This is a genomic window from Kibdelosporangium philippinense, assembly GCF_021390435.2.
Lineage (GTDB): Bacteria > Actinomycetota > Actinomycetes > Mycobacteriales > Pseudonocardiaceae > Kibdelosporangium > Kibdelosporangium philippinense.
On the sequence record NZ_JAJVCN010000003.1, the window covers coordinates 2,131,335 to 2,152,689 of the forward strand.

Sequence of the window (21,355 nt, forward strand, 5' to 3'; positions counted from 1 at the left end):
TTTAGCTCGCGAGTGCGTGGTCAACTTTCCGGCCAGGCACACCTGCCGCGATCGTGCCACGGAACACGAACACCAAGCCCGCGAAGATCACGCCGGCTATCGCGGCCGCGACGAACGCGGACGACACGCTGACGTGCTCGACTAGGTAACCGCTCGCCGACTGGCCAACGGCAAGACCGAGCGTGACAGCCGTGATGACCCAGCCGAAGGCCTCGGTCATCGTGCTCGGCGGCGCGACCTGCTCAAGCACGGTCGAGTGCGAGGTCGACTGTGGCGTGATCATCGCGCCCGCGATCAGCAGCGTCACGCCCAACCAGAACAGCGTGGTCGGGATGGCCGAGAACGTGACGAGGATGCCGAACGCACCGAGCAGCACGGGTAGACGCAGGTGCAACGGCCGTGGCCACGGACGCATTCCGTAGATCACGCCGAAGATGACCGAGCTGACCGACCAGACGCTCAGCATCAGGCCGCCCATCGCCTGCTGACCGGCTGCGGTGGCTGCGGCTGGCACCGCGACCTCGACGAAGCCGATCACGACACCGAACCCCATCACCGCGAGGATGACGGTCCACATACCAGGGCTGACCAGCGGGCCAAGCAAGCGCGATCCACTGTGTGCCGCCATGGGCTCCTGCTCACGGACGGTCTTGGTGAGCGCGAACGCGATCGCACCGGCCGTCTGGGACAACGCGCTGACCAAGACGGCGGTACCGCCCCACGGCAGCGCCGCGAGCAATCCGGCCAGACCTGGCCCGAGGATGAAGAACACCTCGATGCTGATCGCGTCGTAGTTGTACGCGGCCTGACGTGCCCTGCCTGCGGGCAGCAGACGTGACCACAACGTCCGGGACGCTGAACCAACGGTCGGCTGTGTCTTGCCGACCAGGAAGGCGAACGCGACGAGGGCCGGGGTGCTCGCGCCGGACTCGATGCTGATGATCGCGATGGTCACGAAGACCGCGAAGGCCGACGAAGTGGCCAGCAGCGGACGGCTCGGACCGAGGCGGTCCATGATCCTGCCTTGCGTGACGGAGCCGATCGCGGCGCCGATCAGCGCGCCGGCGGACACGAACCCGGCGGTGGCGTACGAGCCGGTGGTGCGTTGCACGTAGAAGAGCAGGGAGAAGCCGACCATCGCGATCGGCAGGCGGGCGAACACGGCGGCGATCACGGGTCCGCGAGCGCCAGGAGTGGTCAGGGCGGTCCGGTAGTCAGCGAACGACACGTTGTGGGACACACGTACCAGTATGGAGGTAAGTGGTACCCGCGTACCACTAAATTACGGTGCGTTTGCTCACCCTCGTCCGATTGGGGGACGCTGCCGAGAACTCGATCACAGTTCCGTAACGGACAGTGAATTCAGGATGAACTCGCACAACGAATAGAACTCAACCGAGTCCTTGAAGGGTGAAAAGACTTGAGTAGCAGGGGTCCGGCGGGTGATGGTGGATTTCGCCGCACAACGCCGGGTACCCGGAAAGCGGTGAAAAGCTCCCTCCGGCGGAAGGGTCGGGGCCAAGAAGCACGGAGGGCGGGGAGCGCGAACCGTCGGGGGATGGCTCGCGCCAACAAGGAAGGCGCCTGGTGGCCACGTCGGGGGTGGCCGCCAGGCGCCTTTCTCGTACCCGAAGCGAAGCAAGGGTAAGAGAAAGGAAGCCGCCTCAGTCGCGTGTCTGCCTTTGCGGCGTGGGAGTCGCTCCATCCGCGGCGAACAGCGACGGCCAGCCAAGCTGGAAGCGAGTCGGATGGAGGACTCACACGCGACGCAAAGGCGGACACGCGGAAAAGGCAACCAAAGACGCGACAGCACGGGAGCCTGCGAGCCCAAGACGGCGGACGCAGGGAACGGTCAACACGGTGTGCCGCAACGGTGGACACGGCCTTCAGGAACGGTGGACACGCGAAAAAGCCCTGGCAAGTTCGGTGCCAGGGCTTTTTCGGGTCTTGGGGTCAGCGGGCGCGTCGGGCCAGGCGTTCCGGGTCCAGGATCAGCACGCTCTTGCCTTCGAGCCGCAGCCAGCCGCGGTGGGCGAAGTCCGCGAGCGCCTTGTTCACCGTCTCCCGGGAAGCACCGACGTACTGGGCGATCTCTTCCTGCGTCAGGTCGTGGGTGACCCGCAGCAGGCCAGCCTCCTGGCTGCCGAACCGCTGCGCCAGCTGCAGCAGCGCCTTGGCGACACGCCCGGGCACGTCGGTGAAGATCAGGTCGGCGAGCATGCCGTTGGTCCGGCGCAGCCTGCGGGCAACCACCCGAAGCAGCTGCTCCGCGATTTCGGGGCGGGTGGCGATCCACTGCCGCAGTTCCGGTCGGCCCATGGTCACCGCGCGGACCTCGGTCACGGTTGTCGCCGTCGAGGTGCGCGGGCCTGGGTCGAAGATCGAGAGCTCGCCGAACATGTCGGACGGGCCGAAGATGCCGAGCAGGTTCTCCCGGCCGTCTGGCGATTTCCTGCCAAGCTTCACTTTGCCCGACAGGATGATGTACAGCCGGTCACCGGGCTCGCCCTCGGCGAAGATGACGTGCCCGCGGGGGAATTCCACGTTCTCGAGCGTCTGGCTCAGCGCCTCGGCTGCCGCGGGCTCAACCCCCTGGAAGATGCCTGCCCTGGCCAGGGTCTCGTCCACGCTCGTCCCTCCTGTCGAGACACGGCGAACTAGACGCCGTCGCCGTCTTCACTACCTGCAGTGTAGGACGTTCACCCGGATGCACTTACCGGGCACGCCGACGCTACCGCTTGGTAGTCACATGCGCACGCGCTGCCTCGTCCGCGCGGCGCGTCCACCGCGCCTGCGCAGCCGGAACAGATCGAGTGCGCGGCCGATGCCGTGACCGTAGAGCGCGCGGGCCTCGTCGGGGCGCATGTCCTCGAGAAGCTGGGTGACCTCGTCCTCACGCACTGCCGCGTCTCGCAGTTTTGTCTCGACGCGTTCCATGAACAGCGCGAAGAGCATGACCACGAGCGGTACCACGAACACGAACCAGACTGCCACCATCGGTTTAATCCTCGCTTAACGTGCTTGCTTCGGCACATTGACTAAGACGTCTGGGGTCGGTCGACGTTGTTCGGCTGCGCCGTAGGCTAGTCCCGTGCCTCCCGCCACCAAGCAGCCCCCCGGGCAGACGGTCAAGCCGGCGACGGGGTTGGTCCGGCGCGCTCGCCGGATGATCCGCGCGTTGTCGGAGGCTTTCCCGGACGCGCGTGCCGAGCTGGATTTCACCAACCCACTTGAACTCATCGTCGCGGTCGTGTTGTCCGCGCAGACCACGGACGTGCGGGTCAACCTGACCACGCCCGCGCTGTTCGCGAAGTACAAAACCGCCGAGGCGTACGCCAGCGCTGACCGGACTGAGCTGGAAGAACTGATCCGGCCGACCGGCTTCTACCGCAACAAGGCCGCCGCGCTGATCGGGCTTGGCGCCGCGCTGGTCGAGCACTACAACGGCGAGGTCCCCGGCACGATGGAAGAGCTGGTCAAGCTGCCGGGTGTCGGCCGCAAGACCGCGAATGTCGTGCTGGGCAACGCCTTCGGTGTGCCTGGGCTGACCGTGGACACGCACTTCGGCAGGCTCGTCCGGCGTTGGGAGTGGACGGCCGAGGAGGACCCGGTCAAGGTCGAGTACGCGGTCGGCGCGCTGTTGCCACCCAAGGACTGGACGATGGCATCGCACTGGATCATCTTCCACGGCCGCCGCGTCTGTCACGCCAAGAAGCCCGCATGCGGCGCATGTGTGCTGGCCAAGGACTGCCCGTCGTACGGCACCGGGCCGACCGAGTTCGAGGCGGCGGCCAAGCTGGTCAAGGGTGTGGAGGCCGAGCACCTGATCGCGCTGGCCGAGAAGGCTGCCAAGCCGAAGCGCAAGGCAGCCGGTTGAGCGTCAAGGTTCGTTGGGCGATCGTCGCGCTGGTCCTGGTCGTGGCTGGCGCGATCGCGCTGTGGCCGCGTAACGAGCAAGCGCCGCAGGCAGCAGCGCCGCCGCCCGAGCCGATCAAGACCAACCTGCCGACGTGCGCACGGCAGGGTGTCGCGCTGGAAACCATGCAGGGCCTGAAGGCGACCTGCCTTGCCGACGGCGGTGTCGCGGATGTCGCGCAAGCGTTTGCCGGACCGGTCATCGTGAACGTCTGGGCCACGTGGTGCTCGCCCTGCCAGGACGAACTGCCCGTGCTCTCGGCATACGCCGCCGAGCCGGACGCCATCCCGATCGTGACGCTCGCGATCGAGAGCGAGCAGTCCACCGCGATCGCGATGCTGACGAACCTGAACGTCAAGCTCCCGGCCCTGCTCGACAACGACGGCTCGGTGCGCAAGGCGCTGAAGGTGCCGGCCTCGCTGCCCGCGTCGTACCTGATCGACGCTCAGGGAACGGTGAACTTCATCAACGATCCGCGCGTGTTCAAGTCTGTGGCGGACGTACGCAAGGCGGCAGGCCGATGACGCACGGTCCGCTGGTGGATCCGGCCGACGTCCCGAACTGGATGAGCAAGCTCGTCGAGGGCACGCGGGACATCGACGTCGAGGTCTTCCGCAGGCTCAGCCCGCCGGACCACGTGATCGCGCGGGACGCGGCTGTCCTGATCTTGCTCGCCGAGGGTCACGACGGTCCGGACGTGTTGTTGCTGCTGCGGTCGGACGCGCTTGGCTCGCACGCTGGCCAGGTCGCGTTCCCGGGCGGGAAGGCCGATGAGGGCGACGACTTCCCGATCGGGACCGCACTTCGTGAAGCGGCCGAGGAGACCGGGGTGTTCCTGCCCGGTGTCCAGCCGGTCGCCGTTATGCCCGCTTTGTATGTGCCCGTTTCCAAGTTCATGGTCACACCCGTGCTCGCGTACTGGCATACGCCGTCGCCGGTGCGGGCGGTCGACCCCGCGGAGACCGCCGCGGTCGCCCGCATCCCGCTTGATCACCTCGCGAACCCGGCGAACCGTTTCATGGTCCGCCATCCGTCCGGCTTCATCGGGCCCGCGTTCTCCGCGCCCGGCATGCTGGTGTGGGGGTTCACCGGTGCCCTGCTGACGCTCGTGCTGCACGTCGGCGGGTGGGAAGTGCCGTGGGACACGACCGACGTCCGGGAACTTGACGTAGCGTGGCGGTCTAGCCGTCCGGAGGAGTGAAGCTTGAACTGGGTCGACGTGCTGGTGCTCGCACTTGTCGTGCTTGCCGCGATTTCGGGCGCACGGCAAGGCGTGGTGATCGCGCTGCCGGCCTTGATCGGTGTGTTCGGCGGGCTGGTGCTCGGCGCGCTGATCGCGCCGCTTGTCGTCGAGAACTTCACCAACTTCGCCACAAGGGCCGCGTTCTTCATCGCGATCGTGGTCTTCCTCGTCGCTCTGGGTGAGACGGCCGGGGTATGGGTCGGCAGAACCCTGCGGCGAAAAATGAAGACGCCCAACCTGACGCCTGTTGAGAGCATTCTCGGCGCGCTCGTGCAGGGCGTTGTCGTGTTCGTGGTCGCGTGGATCATCGCTCTTCCGCTGACCACGGTCACCGGTCTTCCCGGTCTGGCACAGGCGATCCGCGGATCGGTCGTGCTTGGCGGCGTCGACGACATCATGCCGCCGGGTGCGGAACAACTGCCCAACGGTGTGAAGAAGCTGCTCGACGACTCCGGTTTCCCCAGTGTGGTCGGGCCGTTCTCGCAGACGCCGTTGGTGGACACGAGCCCGCCGGACCCTGCGTTGCAGAACAGCCCGGTCGTGCAGCGGGTGCGAGGCAGCGTGCTGAAGATCCACGCGCGGGCCCAGTCGTGTTCTCGTGCCTTGGAAGGCACTGGCTTCGTGATCTCACCGCAGCGCGTGATGACGAACGCGCACGTGGTCGCCGGTACCGACCAGGTCTCCGTCGAGACCAACGAGGGCCAGCTCGACGCGCGTGTCGTGCTCTACGACCCGCTGGTGGACGTGGCGATCCTGTCCGTGCCGGAGCTCAACGCGAGGCCGTTGCAGTTCGCGGCTTCGGAGGCCACCAAGGGTGATTCCAGCATCGTGCTCGGCTATCCGTTGGACGGTCCGTACACCGCGTCAGCTGCGCGGATCCGTGAGCGGATCAACCTGCGTGGCCCGGACATCTACGACGCCAGCACGGTGACAAGGGACGTGTTCACGGTTCGCGCGAAGGTACAGAGCGGTAACTCCGGCGGTCCGCTGGTCGACCCGAACGGCCAGGTCGTCGGCGTGGTCTTCGGTGCCGCGGTGGACGACGACGAGACGGGTTTCGTGCTGACGGCCAAGGAAGTGTCGGACGAGGTGCAGCAGGCGCCGAGCCTGACCCGCCGAGTCCCCACCGGGGCGTGCGCGGCCTAGAAAGACCCGGATAGCCAGGACTTCAGGGCTTTGTTGACGGCATCGGGCGCTTCCTCGTGCGGGTAGTGGCCGATGGTGGGCAGCACCTGCAGCGGAGCGTCGCGGTCGAGCCAACGGCGGGACGCTTCGGCCGTAGCGAGCAGCATCACCGGGTCCTTGGCGCCGTGGATTCGTAGTGACGGCACGGAAATCGGTTTGTCCAACGCCTCGGTGAACCTGCGTCCATCGCTGCGGATCTGGGATCGCACGGCCCACCGGTAGTACTCCATCGCGGAGAACGCGACGCCGCGGATCCGGATTGCTTGCTTGTAGCGTTCGACGGCGGCCGTGAAATCGGGGCTGGCGGCCCATTGCCTGCCCGCCCACTGCCGCATCAGGTGTTCGAGCGCGACCGCGTTGTCCTTGATCAGCTTGCGTTCCGGGTACATCGGGATCTGGCCGCGAAACAGTGCTCCGATTGCCCTCGCCTGGTTGCGTTCACGGCGGCGCAACGCGGTCCGGCGGATCTGGCGGCGCAGCGCGAGCGGATGCGGCGCGCCGATGGCGACGACCGAGTGCACGAGCCGTGGGTGCAGTGCCGCCGCCGACCACGCCAACAGGCCACCCCAGCCGTGACCCAGCACGTGCGCTTTGCGTTCCCCCAAGGCTTTGATCAGCCCGCCGACGTCGCCTGCGAGTGTCCAGGCGTCGTAGCCGCGCGGCGGCTTGTCCGAGTCCCCGTATCCCCGCAGGTCAACGGCGACGGCACGGAATCCGGCAGCGCTCAGCGCGGTGAGCTGGTGGCGCCAGCCCCACCAGAATTCGCCGAACCCGTGCAGCATCAGCACGAGCGGGCCCTCGCCGGTCTCGCCGATGTGCAGCCTTATCCCGTTGGCGTGCACATCGCGATGCGCCCACGGGCCGTCGATCCGGACCGTCGACGGGTCAGGAAGCAGGTTTCTCATCGTTGTCGCGCTTGAGCGCGGCCATGGTTTCCTGCGCCGTCTTGATCGTCCGCTTCGGTCCCTTGATCCCGCGCACCTTGCGGTAGCCGAGGAACCCGAACAGGCCGACGACCAGCAGCATCACGCCCCAGGTGATCAGGAAGCCGGCCCAGCGCTGCAGCCCGAGCTCGGCGAGGCCCTCGGCCAGCGCGATGAACGGGAAGTACAGGCTGAACATCAGCACGACGAGAGCGAGGATGAAGAAGATGCTGCCGCGCAGGCCGCGCTTCACATCCCTGGCGATCTCGATCTTGGCGAGTTCCATCTCGGCGCGCACCAGTGTGGACAGATGCGTGGTGGCGTCCTTGACCAGCGCGCCGATCGACTGGTCGCCAGGGGGCAGACCGACACGGTCCTCGGTCAACGGAATCGACGGGACCTGTGGCAGTCCCGCGCCTGCACGGTCGTTCTGCTGCGCACTCGTCACCTGGTCATCGTGCCACGTGGGCAGTCAGGAGGCCCGGTGTGCCCGGCTGCGTCGCACCAACATCGCCGCAGCCAGCAAGGACGCGGCCGCGGAAGCCAGCAGTACAGCGGCTTTCACGCGCTCAGCCGCGCCCGCGTCCAGCGAGAGGTCGGCGATCAGCAGGCTGACGGTGAATCCGACGCCGCCGAGCATCGACACCGCTGCCATGTCCCGCCAGCCAAGATCCGTCGGCAGGACCGCGACCTTCAGCCGGACCGCGGCGAAGGTCGCGCCGAAGATCCCGATCAGCTTGCCGACCAGCAACCCGAGGATGACCGCGACCGCGACCCGGTCGTCCAGCATCTGGCTAAGCGCCGTGGGCGAGACCGGCACACCGGCTGCGAACAGCGCGAATACCGGCACGGCGAACCCAGCGGACCACGGCTGCAGCCGGTGTTCCAGCCGGATCGCGGGTGCCGCGCGCTCGTATGGGTCCTTCCTGACCCGGGTCAGCAGGCCGAGCGCGACTCCGGCGATGGTCGCGTGGATACCGGATTCGTGGACCGCGAACCATGTGCCGAGCGCGATCGGAACGTACAACCAGGACGACTGAATTCGCTTGTGTTGCAAATAGGCGTAGAGGGCGAGCAGAACTATCGCGGTGGCCGCGGCGATCAGATTGAACTTCGCGGTGAACAGGATCGCGATGATGACAATCGCGCCGAGGTCGTCGACCACCGCGAGACTGAGCAGGAAAACCCGGGCACTGCTTGGCAGGCCGGACGCGGTGATGCTCAGAACGCCGAGCGCGAACGCGATATCCGTGGCCGCCGGAATTGCCCACGCCTGATCCATTCCCGGCGCGCCCCAGCCGACTGCGAGCGCGATCCCGATCGGCACGATCATCCCGCCGAGCGCGGCGACGACCGGCAGTATCGCGGCCTTGAACCGGGACAGCTCGCCGACCACGAGCTCACGTTTGAGCTCGAGCCCCGCGACGAAGAAGAACAGTGCGAGCAGGCCGTCCTTGGCCCAGTCGCCAACCGAGAGCTCCCAGATATGGAAGTCCCGCACGGCCTGGTAGATGTGCCTGACCGGCGAGTTCGCCAGGAGCAGGGCGACGGCGGTCGCGCCGAGCAGGATCAACCCACCGACCGTCTCGGTCCGCAGGTATCTGGCGAAATCACTGATCGGGCTGCGCCGCATGTCGCTCCTGGAAGTCGGGTAGCACTAAGCGTTGCCGACCAGACTTCCCGGCGCACCAATACGGGATCTTAACTCACGCTATTGGGTCAGGAAGGAGTCTCACGTGGTATTCGGTCGAAATCGTTCGCCCGGTCAGCGGATCGCCGAGTTCCACTCGCCAGGCGTCGGCGAACTGGTCGACACCCTTTTTCATCGGAATGGTCCCGGAAAGCAACACCGTGCCGGGGGCGTAGAGCTTCTGTGCGTGTAAGACGTCGATCCAGTACTCCGGCGGCAGCAATTCACCGCACGTGCCCGACTGGATCTCGACCCAGTCGCCGTCGACGCGGACCCACGCGACGAGCGTCAGTTCGTCGATCCGGTCGGCGACGTCGGTCAGCCGCCACGCCTGGCGGCCGAGCATGTCGGGCGCGGCCTGCTTGCTCCACGCGACGCCGTGTACTTCGAGGTCACGGTCGGTGTGGTCGCAGGCGACGGTGAGCAGCACTTCGTCCCTGGTGATCACGATCGCCCACTCGGCCTCGCCGGAGGTGCGGCTGTGCTGTGCGTAGACCTCGCCGGACTGCACGGCGAGGAAAGGTGCGATCGGATAGAGGCAAGGCGTCTTGGTCGGCGCGGGGATGCCCATCGCGACCAGTTCGGCGACATGTTCGGCAACGTCGTCCTGGCTGCGGCCGGCAAACCCCGCGTTGAGCAGCTGGCGGACGTCCACGCCGACTCGCTGACCGTCAGGAAGGCTGAAGTGCAGCACCGTCACCTCCTAGATACTCTGCGTAGTTTCTGCCCGGTAATACTTCTCGTATACGTCTTGTATACATACGATATGCGACAACTCCGAGGAGGTGCGACATGACTTCTGTGACTGTCGACAAACGATCGCTCTGGCGTGCGTTCACCGCGAGCCTGTCGGGCACCTCGCTCGAGTGGTACGACTTCGCGGCGTACTCGGTGGCGTCGGCGACGATCTTCGGCCCGCTGTTCTTCCCCGGCAGCGACCCACTGGCCAGCACGATGCTCGCGTTCTCGACTTACGCGGTCGGGTACGTGGCCCGGCCGCTCGGTGGATTCGTGTTCGGCCGACTCGGTGACGTGATCGGCCGCAAGCGCGTCCTCGTGATCACGCTCCTGCTGACCGGGCTGGCCACGTTCCTCATCGGAGTGCTGCCAACGTACGCCACAATTGGCGGTACCGCCGCAATTTTGTTGGTGCTACTGCGGTTTGCCCAAGGTGTCGGAATCGGCGGCGAATGGGGCGGCGCGGTCCTGCTGTCCAGCGAGTTCGGCGATCCGGCGAAACGCGGATTCTGGGCGTCGGCCGCGCAGATCGGCCCGCCTGCCGGCAACTTGATGGCCAACGGTGTCCTGGCGTTGCTGGGCGCGATCCTGACCGACGAGCAGTTCATCGGCTGGGGCTGGCGCCTGGCGTTCCTGCTGTCAGCGGTGTTGATCGCGTTCGGACTCTGGATCCGCGTGCGGCTTGAGGAAACGCCGGTTTTCAAGGCGATCGAGGCCCATGGCAAGCGGCCAGAAGCGCCAATCAGTGAGGTGTTCCGGGATGAGAAGCGCGCGTTGCTCGCGGGCGTTTTCTCGCGTGTCTGCCCGGATGTCCACTATGCACTGTTCACCGTGTTCGTCCTGACGTACGCGACCCAGCACCTGCACATCTCGCGTGGCTGGGGAATGGCCGCGGTGCTGATCGGCTCGGCACTGCAGCTGGTGCTGATCCCGGCGTTCGGCGCATTGTCCGACCGGATCAACCGGCGCAAGCTTTACCTGGTCGCCGCCATTGGCGCGGCGGTGTGGCCGTTCATCTTCTTTCCGATGATCTCCGGCGGCTCGGTCGGCCTGCTGATCTTCGGGGTGATCGTGGCGCTGGCACTGCACTCGGCGATGTACGGCCCGCAGGCCGCGTTCGTCACCGAGCAGTTCTCCGAGCGCCTTCGCTACACGGGCAGCTCGATGGCCTACACGTTGGCTGGTGTGATCGGCGGCGCGGTCGCGCCTTTGCTGTTCACGGCTTTGCTGTCGTGGACCGGAAGCTGGCCTGCGATTGGCGCGTACATCGTGGTGACGGCGGTGATCACGATCATCGGCCTGGCGCTTGGCAAGGACCCCGTCAAAGCATGAGCTGGATCCGCAAGGTTTCCCGCAAGTGCACGTCGATGGCAGCACGGGCGCGCTCGACATCCTTGGCGGTCAACGCCTCCAGGATCGCGTTGTGCTCGTTGAGCACGCTGTCCTGCCGCCCGGGCACGTTGGCCAGCGCGATCATCCCGGCGCGTAGTTGGCGGTACCGCAGGCCTTCGTATGTCGTGGACAGGATCTCGTTGCCGGTCGAGCGCACGAGCGTGGTGTGGAAACGTGTGTCGGCCTCGATGAAATCCTTGGCCTGCGCGGTGCCTTTCAGCAGGTGCTGCGCGGCCAGCGCGTCCCGCATCTCGGCGAGCGGCGCTTCCTGCATGGCGAAGGTCACCGCGTGTCTCTCGATTACGCCGCGGGCCTCGATCAGCTCGGTGAGTTCACGCCCTGTCATCGGCGCGACGTACGCGCCGCGCTTGGGCACGAGCTCGACCAGTTGTTGTGCGGCGAGCATGAGCAAGGCCTCGCGGATCGGCGTGCGGGACACTCCGAGCTGGTCGGCCAGGGTCTGCTCGTTGATGAACTGGCCTTGCATGCCAGGGTCGGTGAGCAACTCGCGTTTCACGAAGTTGTACGCCCGCTCCCGGCCAGAGACGCGCATCAACACTCCTTACATACACGTTGTATACAAGTAATATTAGACCCGTGCGAGGTGATGTGTGATGCGAATAGCGATGAGTCAGTTCGCCGCGGACCCGAATCCCGAGCGAAATCTCGACCACATCCGCGAAACAATCCGCCAATCGGGTGACGCTTCGATCGTGGTTTTCCCGGAAGCGACGATGGCGTGTTTCGGAATCCCGCTCGGCCCGATCGCCGAACCGCTCGACGGCCCGTGGGCGACCACGGTCCGCGAGCTCGCCGAGGGGTCGGGCAAGCTGGTCGTGGCCGGAATGTTCACGCCGAGCCCGGACGGCCGGGTCACCAACACGTTGTTGATCACCGGCCGGGGTGTCGACACCTACTACGACAAGATCCACTTGTTCGACGCTTTCGGGTTCACCGAATCCGCGACAGTCGCGCCAGGCGAACGAATTGTCGTGTCCGAAGTGGATGACGTCACCGTCGGATTCGCGACCTGCTACGACATCCGCTTTCCCGGACTGTTCCAACGACTGGCCGACGAAGGTGCGGTAATCACCATCGTGCCCGCGTCATGGGGATCAGGTCCCGGAAAACGCGAACAATGGGAACTTCTCGCGCGGGCGCGTGCTTTGGACTCGACAACGTGGATTGTCGCGTGTGGACAAGCCGACCCGACGACCGTCGGCCGTAAGCCGTCGAAGGCCCCGACCGGCATCGGCTACAGCCTGGTGGCGTCCCCGCTCGGCGAGATCCGCGCGCAGCTTGGGCCAGAACCAGGCCTGCGTATTGTCGACGTGGACACGAGCGAGGTCACCGAGGCCCGCAAGATCGTGCCAGTACTGGCGAACAGGAAGTTCTGATGCACGACTACCGGGTGACCGTCACGTGGACCGGCAACAAGGGCACGGGAACATCGAACTACCGTGCCTACGGCCGTGACCACACGGTTTCGGTCGACGGCCGCCCGGACATCCTGGCCACGTCCGACCCGGCGTTCCGGGGCGACGCGACCAGGTGGAACCCGGAGCAGCTGCTGGTGGCGTCCCTGTCGGACTGCCACATGCTCTGGTACCTGCACCTGTGCGCGACGTCGGGCGTGGTCGTCGAGTCGTACGTCGACGAGGCGATCGGCCTGTTGGAGATGGAGAAAGACGGCTCAGGCCAGTTCTCCGAGGTCCTGCTCAAGCCACAGGTCGTGATCACCAGCGCGGACAAGGTCGAGCAGGCCGTGGAACTGCACCACCAGGCGCACAAGATGTGCTTCATCGCCCGGTCCATGAACTTCCCAGTCCGCTGCGAACCCACAGTTTCCGCAGGTCACCCCTCGTGAGTGGTTACGCCGGTTAGAACCGGCAAAAACACTCACGAGGGGTGACGTGGGGTTTTAGTCTTCTGAGCCGCCCTTGTTGAGGCCCTGGGAGATCAGGTCCATCACGGACGAGTCGGCGAGCGTGGTCACGTCGCCGATCGACCGGTTCTCCGCGACGTCACGCAGCAACCGGCGCATGATCTTGCCCGAGCGGGTCTTCGGCAGCTCTGGCACGACCATCACCTGACGTGGCTTGGCGATCGGGCCGATCTCCTTGGCCACGTGGTCACGCAACGCCTTGACCGCGTCCGCGCCGCCGTCGACCGCGTCGCCACGCAGGATCACGAACGCGACGATGCCCTGGCCGGTGGTCGGGTCCGTCGCGCCAACGACTGCGGCCTCGGCCACGGTCGGGTGCGACACCAGCGCGGATTCCACCTCGGTGGTGGAGATCCGGTGCCCGGACACGTTCATCACGTCGTCGACCCGGCCAAGCAGCCAGATGTCGCCGTCGGCGTCGTACTTGGCGCCGTCACCGGCGAAGTAGAAGCCCTGGTCGGCAAAGCGTGACCAGTAGGTCTCGCGGTAACGGTCGTTGTCGCCCCAGATGCCACGCAGCATCGACGGCCACGGCTTGTCGAGCACCAGGTAGCCGCCACCGCCGTGCGGCACCTCCTTGCCTTGGTCGTCAACGACCTTGGCCGAGACACCGGGCAGCGCCTGCTGCGCCGAACCCGGTTTGGCGGACGTGACGCCGGGCAGCGGCGAGATCATGATCGCGCCGGTCTCGGTCTGCCACCAGGTGTCCACGACCGGTGTCTGGTTAGCGCCGATGTTCTCCCGGTACCAGATCCACGCTTCCGGGTTGATCGGCTCGCCGACGCTGCCGAGCACGCGCAGCGACGACAGGTCGTACTTGGCCGGGATGTCCTTGCCCCACTTCATGAACGTGCGGATCAAGGTCGGCGCGGTGTAGTAGATCGAGACACCGTACTTCTGGACGATCTCCCAGTGCCGGCCCTCGTGCGGGGTGTTCGGCGTGCCCTCGTAGACTACCTGCGTCACGCGGTTCGACAGCGGCCCGTACACGATGTAGCTGTGCCCGGTGACCCAGCCGATGTCTGCGGTGCACCAGTAGACGTCGCTGTCCGGCTTGAGGTCGAACACGTTGAAGTGCGTGTACGACGCCTGCGTCAGGTACCCGCCGGACGTGTGCAGGATGCCCTTCGGCTTACCGGTCGTGCCGCTGGTGTACAGGATGTACAGCGGGTGCTCGGAGTCGAAGGCTTCCGCCGTGTGCTTGTCCGACTGCCGGTCGACGAGGTCGCTCCACCAAATGTCGCGGCCCTCGGTCCATTCGACTTCGGTGTCCGTGCGCTTGACGACGAGCACGTGCTCGATGGTCGGCGTCTGCGCGACGGCTTCGTCCACGGCAGGCTTCAGCGCGGCGGGCTTGCCACGGCGGTACTGCCCGTCGGTCGTGATGACCAACTTCGCTGAGGCATCCTCGATCCGGGAGCGCAGCGCCTCGGCGGAGAACCCGCCGAACACGACACTGTGCGTCAGGCCGAGCCGCGCGCAGGCGAGCATCGAGAAGATCGCCTCGGGGACCATCGGCATGTAGATCGCGACGCGGTCGCCTGCCTGCAGGCCGAGTTCGGTCAGCGCGTTCGCGGTCTTGCTGACCTCGGCGAGCAGGTCGTTGTACGTGATGGTCCTGGTGTCGCCCGGCTCGCCCTCCCAATGGATGGCGACCTGCTCACCGTGGCCGGACTCGACGTGCCGGTCGACGCAGTTGTAGGCGACGTTGAGCTTGCCGCCGACGAACCACTTCGCGAAGGGCGCGTCACTCCAGTCGAGGACCTGGTCCCACTTGGTGTCCCAGTGCAGTCGCTCCGCCTGCGTGGCCCAGAAGGCCTCCCGGTCGGCGTCGGCTGCCGCGTACATGTCCGGGCCTGCGTTTGCGGCGGCGGCGAACTCGTCGGACGGCGGGAAAGTCCTGCTCTCGGTGAGCAGGTTGTCCAGTGCGGGGCCCTGGGACTGCTCGGTCATCTCGTGTGACCTCCTCGAAACCGGTAGTTCGTGATGCACGTGACCGTAGTGCGGTCGGTCCCGCATTAACAGAGTGGGAGGCATAAAGGTCCAGACCAATTGCATCAATCAGGTGAAGCGTGACTTGCGAAGATCGAGATTGGAGCCGGTGTCGATCTTCGGCTGGGCCCCGATAGTGTCAGTCCGTGACCGATCCGCTTGGCCCGCTGCTCGACCTCCCCGGGATCGCCGAGGCGGTGCAGGTGGCGCGCGAAAGCGTCAACGCCGTGCACCAGCACCCGACGAACCGGCGTGGCTGGCCGACCACCGCAGCCGAGGCGTCCGTCCGTGCGGCACGGTCGTCGGCATATCTCGACGGCGGCAACCCGGAGATTCCGGACGACGGCGAAGTGGCCGATCCGGTGCTGGCCGGTGCCCTGCGCGTCGCCGAGGCGATCGGGCCGCTGTTGCCCGTCTGGCAACGTGCCCCGCTGCAGGCGCTGGCACGGCTACACCTGTTGGCGGCTGCTGATCTCGTTGACTCTGCCGACGATGAGCGATTGGGACGGCCACGCACGGCGCGTGGCGTGGCCGGGCGGTTGGACTTGCTCGCGAACTTGCTCACGGGCGCGACCAAGGCGCCAGGCCCTGTCCTGGCAGCGGTCGTACACGGTGAGTTGTTGACCTTGGCGCCGTTCGGTCTCGCGGACGGAGTCGTCGCACGGGCCGCCGCGCGGCTGACCGTGATCGGCACCGGCCTCGACCCCAAGGGCCTCACGGTGCCTGAGGTCGCGTACCTGCGTCGGCCCGAGCGCTACCGCGAGGCGGCGGAGGGTTTCGCCAGCGGTGAGCCGGACGGTGTGCGCGGTTGGGTTGTGCTGTGCTGCGAGGCGATTGAGATCGGTGCCCGCGAGGCGACGTCCATCGCGGACTCCGCCAACGTCTGACTCCGGTCTGTCATCGCCGCGTTGTCAAAGCGAGACCGAGGTTCACTCGATGGCGTGACTCTCAGTAACACTGCGTAGATCAATGGGGAATCTCCCTGCAGCCGGATGGTCACTGAGGACGAACCGGTTGGCGGAATTCGGGGCCTCCTATGCGGATCATCGGCGCCATCGCTCTCGTGGTGTTCGCAAGTGCTTGCGGTACAACAGCTCCCACAGCGGCACCAGCCATCCCGACGGCAACCAGGTCGTCGACGGCCGCGACCACCACTCCGACGACGGCAACCTATGCCACGCCAACGGTTGCGCTGGTGACCATTCCGCTCGACCTGGCCGGTCGCACCGCGTCCAAGGTCGACAGTGAACTCCGGGCACTCGGCTTCACGTTGATCAAATACCTTGGCCCAGAAGGGAAAGAGGTCTCGCTCGATCCTTCGTGGATAGTCGTGTCAGTCGTCGGCGCGGGTGGGGCGATGCGGCCGGACACGGCCGTCTACATCAAGGTCGACAAGCCCGCGCCGCCTCCGCCGAAGACGTCAACCAAGACAACTCCCAAGACCACACCGAAACCCCTGCCGCCAAAGACACAACAGCCAGCCGCGCCACCGAAAGCTGCCTACTACGCGAACTGTTCCGCGGCGAGGGCCGCAGGCGCCGCACCGGTTTACCGAGGCCAACCGGGCTACGGCAGGCACCTCGACCGGGACGGCGATGGCGTTGGTTGCGAGAAGTAACCTTGTCACACAATGGTGTGAAAGCGGTAACGCCCGTCCGATGTGCGGAGACTTCACGGGCATGAGGCTCATGTGCGCGATCGTCATGTTGGCACTCATGAGTGCATGTGCCGTACCCAATCGGACGATAGGCCCCGCGCCGCACATCCCGACGATCGCGTCCCCGATACCGACGGCTCCGGTGGTGATACCGGAGCCGCCGATCACGACGCCGAAGCCAGTCGCGGTGACGTCGACACCCGCTGACACTGCGACATCGAAGGGAACATCGACTACTCCGTCGATGCCGATCCCGGCCAAGTCCGCGTACAAGAACTGTTCCCAGGTCATCGCGGCAGGCAAGGGCCCGATCAAGCGTGGCGAGCCAGGCTGGGCCGACTGGCTCGACCACGACGGGGACGGAGTGGCCTGCTTCCCTAAGAAGCGTTGAGCCGCAGGATCTTCAACGCGGGCGAGGTCATGATGTCCCGCTCACAGAACCGTTCGGTGATCCACTGTTTGCGTGAGAACAGCTCAGGCTGCTGATACGACACAACCGCACGCGCGTCCGGGCACTGCGTGCCGTTGAACGCCACCACCCGGACGTAACCAGAACTGTTTGTCCCGACACGACCTTGGCCGATGCTGTGATACCCGTTGTCCCACTCGCTGGCGATCACATTGAACGTGCCAGTCTCGGGTCGGCTGCCGCCAAACGGAATCCGCTTGCCGTCTCGTTCGACGTACTGATGCTCACCCAGCGGCGCGTCGAACGGGATGCCCGCGGCGTTCAATTCGGCGACCGCGTCGGTGAAAGCCTTGACCACAACGGGATTCGCGGTGTTCAACGTATTCGGCGTGCGCACCGGATCCTTGACGTCGAACGGCACCTTCCAGTCCGGGTTGCGGCCGATCCGCGTCCAGAACCGGCTGAACAGCAACGCTCCTCGACTGTCCACATTGGCGCGACGATCCCACTTCGCCAGTGCGTCACAGGCATTGCCCATCCCGGGCAAGGTGCGGCACATCGTGACAACGCTGTCGACCGTGAGCTCCGCAGCGAAGACCCGGTTGGAAAACACGAGGTCCTGTGTGGACGTCAGGTCGAACTTCCCCAACCCGTCGTGTACCTCGGTGAGGGTGTCGCGTGTGCGCACGTTGCGCGCGGTCTCGAAGCTGCCGACCAACCGATTGAGCCGCTTCATCGGCTCGCGGGCGTTGGTTAGCCAATAACTTTCGTTGGAGTTGACCGCGTAGTCGTTCCGGTACTGCTCCGGCAGGTTGCCAGGGCCGAAAATGCCCTGCTGGATCGCGTCTTTGTCGTTGCGCCAGGCGCAATCCCCGCGTGAACCGTCCAATGCGGCAAGGCCGAACCGGACGGTCTCCCGGCCGAGTTGGGTGCTGCAGCTCTCCAGCAGCGAATCAGGCACGTTCGGAATCACACTCTGTCCTGAGTAGACAGTACGGCCGGTGGCGTCCGCCGCCATCATGTTGAAGAGGGGATTGCCCTGGGTCCGGTGTACTGCCGAAGTGAAGTCGCGGACGTTCTGCGCCTTCGCGAACTCGGCCATGGTGTTCAGGAACCGCATATTCTTGCTGTTCGGATCTCCGAACGCATACGCCTTCTCCGATGTCCACGGCAATTCAAGGCCGTAAGCGTTAGTGATCACCGGGCCGTATCTGGTCGAGTATCGCGGCTTGGTGACCGGCTTGAGCGTGCCGTCCGGTTGTTTGACCTGAATGGTGACGTCCTCGCGGCGCATTCGTTCGGGTTTGCCGTCGACGAGATAGGTCGTCGGATCGGTCAGCTTGAGTTCGAAGAGCGTCGCTGGGATGACCGCGTCGGCGATCGTTCCGGTCCACGCCATGTTCTGGGTCGCGCCCGCGATCACGAAAGGCGTTCCGGTGAATGTCGCGCCGCTGACGTTGATCCGGCCGGGAATGGTCAGCTGGACCATGTCCCACGCGACATCGCCGTGCCAGGGCAGGTGCGGATTGACCACCGCGATACCGCGTTTCGACTTGGTCGCCTCGCGCCCGAGAACGATGGCATTGCTGCCGGGACCGGACATATCCCGCGTTGTCTTGGCCAGTTCGGCCAGCGAGCTATTGGCAGTTGTTCCAGGCGCGGCCGCGACGATTCCACCGGCATTGCCGCTGGACGTCATCAATGTGCTCCATGCATGAACCCGCCGGTAGACGTCTTGCTCGGTGATCGGCAAGGCGATCTCGGGACAGCTCGTCGGATGCCGTTCAGAGACATACGCGCTGTACCCGGCGGCGTATCCGCGAACCATTTGTCGAACGTCAGCGGAAGGCTGGTCCAGTAACCCGTCCAACGACACACTCTTGAAGTACAGGTCGCTGGTGACGTTGTCGGCGGCCCGCGTCAACGTTGTCGTCGCCGGGCCGGGACCGAAATATCGGGATCGTTCGCCACGTAATGTGATCACGCCGTCGGAAATGGCACAAAGATTGGCCCGTGCGGCGGCGTACCCCTGGCCGTAGCCAAGGCTTCGATAATCATGGGCGACTATATGAGGGATATCGTATTCCGTGTATCGGATCGTGATCCCTGACGAGACGGGAGCGACGGCTCCCGTTGCGACAGTCAGCGCGACCGCGAGCGAAGTCAGCATGTCGACAACCCTGCCGACCAGCGTTCAGTCGGACATTGGGGACGGCAGGCGAAAAAGAAGTAGGGACAGCCCTACTACCTGGCGGCGGCGCCCAACATGTCCAACGCATGGCGCACGTGACCGTTCGTCTCGCTCAACGCCTTCGCGGCCCGCTCGGAGTCGGCACCGGAAAGCAGGTGCACGAGGGCGACCTTCAGATCACCGTTCGCCGCGGTGAGCGCCTCGGCGCATTCCTGAAGGCTGTAACCGGTCGCTTCCCGCAGGATCCGCAATGTCCGGCCACGCAGTTTGGCATTCGTGGCACGCATACTCACCATCAGATTCGAGTACGTGCGTCCCAGTTTCACCATCACCGCGGTCGAGAACGCGGTCAGCACCAGTTTCTGCGAGGAGCCCGCCTTCATCCGAGTCGACCCGGCGACCACTTCCGGGCCCGTGTCGACGGTGATGACGACGTCCACATCGGCCGTCCGTGCCGACACGGGGTTGTTGGAAACCAACCCAGTACCCGCTCCTTTGCGCCGCGCGGCGGACAGCGCGCCGAGCACGAACGGGGTCCGGCCCGACGCGGTGAGGCCGAGGACGAAATCCCCGGCCTCCGCCTCCCGCGTCAGCAACGCGGCCCCTGCCGCCGCGTCATCCTCCGCGTTCTCCACGGCCGTACGCAAAGCCTGGGTGCCGCCCGCGTGATGGGCGACGAACCAGTCGGCCGGAGCATTGAAGGTTGGCGCGAGCTCGGCAACGTCCAGGCTGGCCAACCGCCCGGACGTGCCTGCGCCCACGTAGTGCACCCGGTGTCCTTGCCGCAGCGCCTCCGTTGCGAGGTCGACGGCCACCGCCAGCTGCGGCAACGCCTCCGCCACGGCGGACGGCACAAGGCTGTCCTCCGCGTTGATGACGCGCAGAACCTCGAGCGTGGGCAACGTGTCCAGCCCGGTGGTTCTCGGGTTTCGGCCTTCGGTCGGAGAGTCGACGTAGACCGCTTGCTGGGGAACCGTCATCGCCGTCCTGGTGCTCTCATTTTCCGGTATCGCGAGTCTTGCGACGCCCGTCCGGCCGGGTTTCCAGCCGGTGCGGACCAACCGCGTCACGCGTGGCTTCCAGCGCACCCATCGCCGTCGGCAGGTGCCGTTGCGCCACCCCGATGAACAGGCAGTCGATCACCGTCAACTGGGCGATACGGCTGGCCATGGCGCCGGAGCGGAACGTGGTCTCCCGTGCCGCGGTGGTCAGCACAAGGTCTGCCACCTCGGTGATCGGGGAGCGCGGGAAGTTGGTCAACGCCACGGTTGTGGCGCCGCGGTGCCGCGCGGTGCGCAGCGCTTCAACGGTGTCGGTGGTCGCTCCGGTGTGCGAGATGCCAACCGCGACATCTCCGGAGCTGAGCACCGCCGCCGACGTGAGCATGATGTGCGTGTCGTTCCACGCGAAGCTCACCCGGCCGATGCGATGCAGCTTCTGCTGCAGGTCGAGCGCCACGAAGGCACTCGCGCCAACGCCATAGACATCGACGCGGCCCGCGCCGGCGATCACGTCGACGACCTGCTGCAACGTCGCAACGTCCAGCTGGTCGGCGGTTTCCTCGACAGCACGCGCGTCAGCGAAGGTGACCTTGCTGACGACCTGCGTGAGGTTGTCCTCTGGGCTGATCTCGCCACCGAGGTCACGCTCGGCGCGTGCCTCCGTGCGTGCGGTGTCCGCGGCGAGAGCGATCCGCAGCTCCGGGTATCCGCCGACGCCGATCGCCTTGCAGAACCGGGTGACCGTGGTCTCGCTGGTGCCTGCCGCGTCGGCGACTTCGGTAATGCTCCGGCGCGCGACCGCAGCCGGGTTGTCCAGCACCACTTTGGCGACTCGCTGCTCCGCGCGGGCGAGGCCCGGCAGGAGCGACCTGATGCGCACGAGCGGGCTGGACTCCGCGCGCTCGTCAACCATCTCTGCGGTGCTCACGTGGGAAACTTACTAACAGTTACGGGATCCGACAAGGTCACGGCTAGACCTCCTGACGCAACGACACCCAAACGTGTCCGAAACTTGAACCTGCAACCACTGTGGGCTTGCGTGGGAAATCGCAGGTAATGGGGGTGTCGTTAAC

22 protein-coding genes are annotated in these 21,355 nt (G+C 65.9%); 10 read left to right on the forward strand and 12 right to left on the reverse strand.

The annotated features are described in order from the left end of the window. Position 1: 1 nt before the first annotated feature. The 3 genes from LWC34_RS42080 to LWC34_RS42090 form a co-directional block, all read right to left on the reverse strand. Complete coding sequence (locus LWC34_RS42080) at positions 2-1,240, reverse strand: MFS transporter (RefSeq protein ID WP_233730783.1); 1,239 nt, start codon at positions 1,238-1,240, stop codon at positions 2-4. 713 nt (positions 1,241-1,953) lie between these two features. Further along, entirely contained in the window at positions 1,954-2,628 is a 675-nt protein-coding gene (locus tag LWC34_RS42085) for a Crp/Fnr family transcriptional regulator (RefSeq protein WP_033389944.1), read from the reverse strand. Positions 2,629-2,745: 117 nt separating this feature from the next. Then, entirely contained in the window at positions 2,746-2,994 is a 249-nt protein-coding gene (locus LWC34_RS42090) for a hypothetical protein (protein ID WP_233731028.1), read from the reverse strand. Positions 2,995-3,166: 172 nt separating this feature from the next. Between LWC34_RS42090 and nth the strand changes: the two genes are divergently transcribed. Genes nth through LWC34_RS42110 form a run of 4 tightly spaced genes read left to right on the forward strand, consistent with a single transcriptional unit; the run spans position 3,167 to position 6,305 of the window. Next, positions 3,167-3,877, forward strand: coding sequence for an endonuclease III (nth, locus tag LWC34_RS42095; protein WP_233731029.1), 711 nt, complete (start codon positions 3,167-3,169; stop codon positions 3,875-3,877). Continuing rightward, on the forward strand, positions 3,874-4,440 hold the full coding sequence (locus LWC34_RS42100) for a TlpA family protein disulfide reductase (protein WP_233730784.1): 567 nt from the start codon (positions 3,874-3,876) through the stop codon (positions 4,438-4,440). Before nth ends, LWC34_RS42100 begins: the two co-directional genes overlap by 4 nt. Then, positions 4,437-5,117, forward strand: coding sequence for an NUDIX hydrolase (locus tag LWC34_RS42105; RefSeq protein ID WP_233730785.1), 681 nt, complete (start codon positions 4,437-4,439; stop codon positions 5,115-5,117). The genes LWC34_RS42100 and LWC34_RS42105 overlap by 4 nt, the downstream gene beginning before the upstream one ends. A 3-nt stretch (positions 5,118-5,120) precedes the next feature. Then, the gene (locus LWC34_RS42110) at positions 5,121-6,305 is read left to right on the forward strand and encodes a MarP family serine protease (RefSeq protein WP_233730786.1); all 1,185 of its coding nucleotides are present in this window, start codon (positions 5,121-5,123) and stop codon (positions 6,303-6,305) included. Here the strand turns inward: LWC34_RS42110 and LWC34_RS42115 are convergent. The 4 genes from LWC34_RS42115 to LWC34_RS42130 form a co-directional block, all read right to left on the reverse strand. Continuing rightward, positions 6,302-7,249: an alpha/beta fold hydrolase gene (locus LWC34_RS42115; protein WP_233730787.1), complete on the reverse strand. Its 948-nt coding sequence runs from the start codon at positions 7,247-7,249 to the stop codon at positions 6,302-6,304. The genes LWC34_RS42110 and LWC34_RS42115 overlap by 4 nt on opposite strands. Next, positions 7,230-7,715: a phage holin family protein gene (locus tag LWC34_RS42120; RefSeq protein WP_233730788.1), complete on the reverse strand. Its 486-nt coding sequence runs from the start codon at positions 7,713-7,715 to the stop codon at positions 7,230-7,232. The genes LWC34_RS42115 and LWC34_RS42120 overlap by 20 nt, the downstream gene beginning before the upstream one ends. Positions 7,716-7,739: 24 nt before the next feature. Continuing rightward, positions 7,740-8,900: a Na+/H+ antiporter NhaA gene (gene nhaA / locus LWC34_RS42125; RefSeq protein ID WP_233730789.1), complete on the reverse strand. Its 1,161-nt coding sequence runs from the start codon at positions 8,898-8,900 to the stop codon at positions 7,740-7,742. A 73-nt stretch (positions 8,901-8,973) separates the two neighbouring features. Then, positions 8,974-9,657, reverse strand: a complete 684-nt coding sequence (locus tag LWC34_RS42130; protein ID WP_233730790.1) for a DUF2848 domain-containing protein — start codon at positions 9,655-9,657, stop codon at positions 8,974-8,976. Between the two features lie 92 nt (positions 9,658-9,749). On the opposite strand from LWC34_RS42130, the gene LWC34_RS42135 reads away from it, so the two are divergent. Then, on the forward strand, positions 9,750-11,027 hold the full coding sequence (locus LWC34_RS42135; RefSeq protein WP_233730791.1) for an MFS transporter: 1,278 nt from the start codon (positions 9,750-9,752) through the stop codon (positions 11,025-11,027). Here the strand turns inward: LWC34_RS42135 and LWC34_RS42140 are convergent. After that, positions 11,017-11,640: a GntR family transcriptional regulator gene (locus LWC34_RS42140; protein WP_233730792.1), complete on the reverse strand. Its 624-nt coding sequence runs from the start codon at positions 11,638-11,640 to the stop codon at positions 11,017-11,019. The two genes, LWC34_RS42135 and LWC34_RS42140, sit on opposite strands and share 11 nt — an antisense overlap. A 61-nt stretch (positions 11,641-11,701) precedes the next feature. Here LWC34_RS42140 and LWC34_RS42145 point away from each other — a divergent pair, with 61 nt between their 5' ends. Both LWC34_RS42145 and LWC34_RS42150 read left to right on the forward strand, forming a co-directional pair. Further along, on the forward strand, positions 11,702-12,484 hold the full coding sequence (locus LWC34_RS42145; RefSeq protein ID WP_233730793.1) for a carbon-nitrogen hydrolase family protein: 783 nt from the start codon (positions 11,702-11,704) through the stop codon (positions 12,482-12,484). Further along, positions 12,484-12,954, forward strand: a complete 471-nt coding sequence (locus LWC34_RS42150; protein ID WP_233730794.1) for an OsmC family protein — start codon at positions 12,484-12,486, stop codon at positions 12,952-12,954. The genes LWC34_RS42145 and LWC34_RS42150 overlap by 1 nt, the downstream gene beginning before the upstream one ends. Positions 12,955-13,008: 54 nt before the next feature. Here the strand turns inward: LWC34_RS42150 and acs are convergent, their stop codons facing one another. Beyond that, positions 13,009-14,985: an acetate--CoA ligase gene (gene acs, locus LWC34_RS42155; RefSeq protein ID WP_233730795.1), complete on the reverse strand. Its 1,977-nt coding sequence runs from the start codon at positions 14,983-14,985 to the stop codon at positions 13,009-13,011. A 185-nt stretch (positions 14,986-15,170) separates the two neighbouring features. Here acs and LWC34_RS42160 point away from each other — a divergent pair, with 185 nt between their 5' ends. The 3 genes from LWC34_RS42160 (at position 15,171) to LWC34_RS58335 (ending at position 17,072) form a co-directional block, all read left to right on the forward strand. Continuing rightward, entirely contained in the window at positions 15,171-15,911 is a 741-nt protein-coding gene (locus LWC34_RS42160; RefSeq protein WP_233730796.1) for a Fic family protein, read from the forward strand. A 308-nt stretch (positions 15,912-16,219) separates the two neighbouring features. Beyond that, positions 16,220-16,642 (forward strand): excalibur calcium-binding domain-containing protein, encoded by a 423-nt coding sequence (locus tag LWC34_RS58330; protein ID WP_233730797.1) that lies wholly within the window; start codon positions 16,220-16,222, stop codon positions 16,640-16,642. A gap of 181 nt (positions 16,643-16,823) precedes the next feature. Further along, the gene (locus LWC34_RS58335) at positions 16,824-17,072 is read left to right on the forward strand and encodes an excalibur calcium-binding domain-containing protein (RefSeq protein ID WP_233730798.1); all 249 of its coding nucleotides are present in this window, start codon (positions 16,824-16,826) and stop codon (positions 17,070-17,072) included. Here the strand turns inward: LWC34_RS58335 and LWC34_RS42175 are convergent. The 3 genes from LWC34_RS42175 to LWC34_RS42185 all read right to left on the reverse strand — a co-directional run bounded on the left by LWC34_RS42175 (position 17,059) and on the right by LWC34_RS42185 (position 21,195). Continuing rightward, positions 17,059-19,260: a penicillin acylase family protein gene (locus LWC34_RS42175; RefSeq protein WP_233730799.1), complete on the reverse strand. Its 2,202-nt coding sequence runs from the start codon at positions 19,258-19,260 to the stop codon at positions 17,059-17,061. The two genes, LWC34_RS58335 and LWC34_RS42175, sit on opposite strands and share 14 nt — an antisense overlap. 74 nt (positions 19,261-19,334) lie before the next feature. Continuing rightward, positions 19,335-20,261 carry an N-acetylmuramic acid 6-phosphate etherase gene (locus LWC34_RS42180; RefSeq protein WP_233730800.1) on the reverse strand — a complete coding sequence of 309 codons (927 nt, stop codon included), beginning with the start codon at positions 20,259-20,261 and terminating at the stop codon, positions 19,335-19,337. 16 nt (positions 20,262-20,277) lie between these two features. Next, on the reverse strand, positions 20,278-21,195 hold the full coding sequence (locus LWC34_RS42185; RefSeq protein ID WP_233731030.1) for a MurR/RpiR family transcriptional regulator: 918 nt from the start codon (positions 21,193-21,195) through the stop codon (positions 20,278-20,280). Positions 21,196-21,355: the final 160 nt, after the last annotated feature.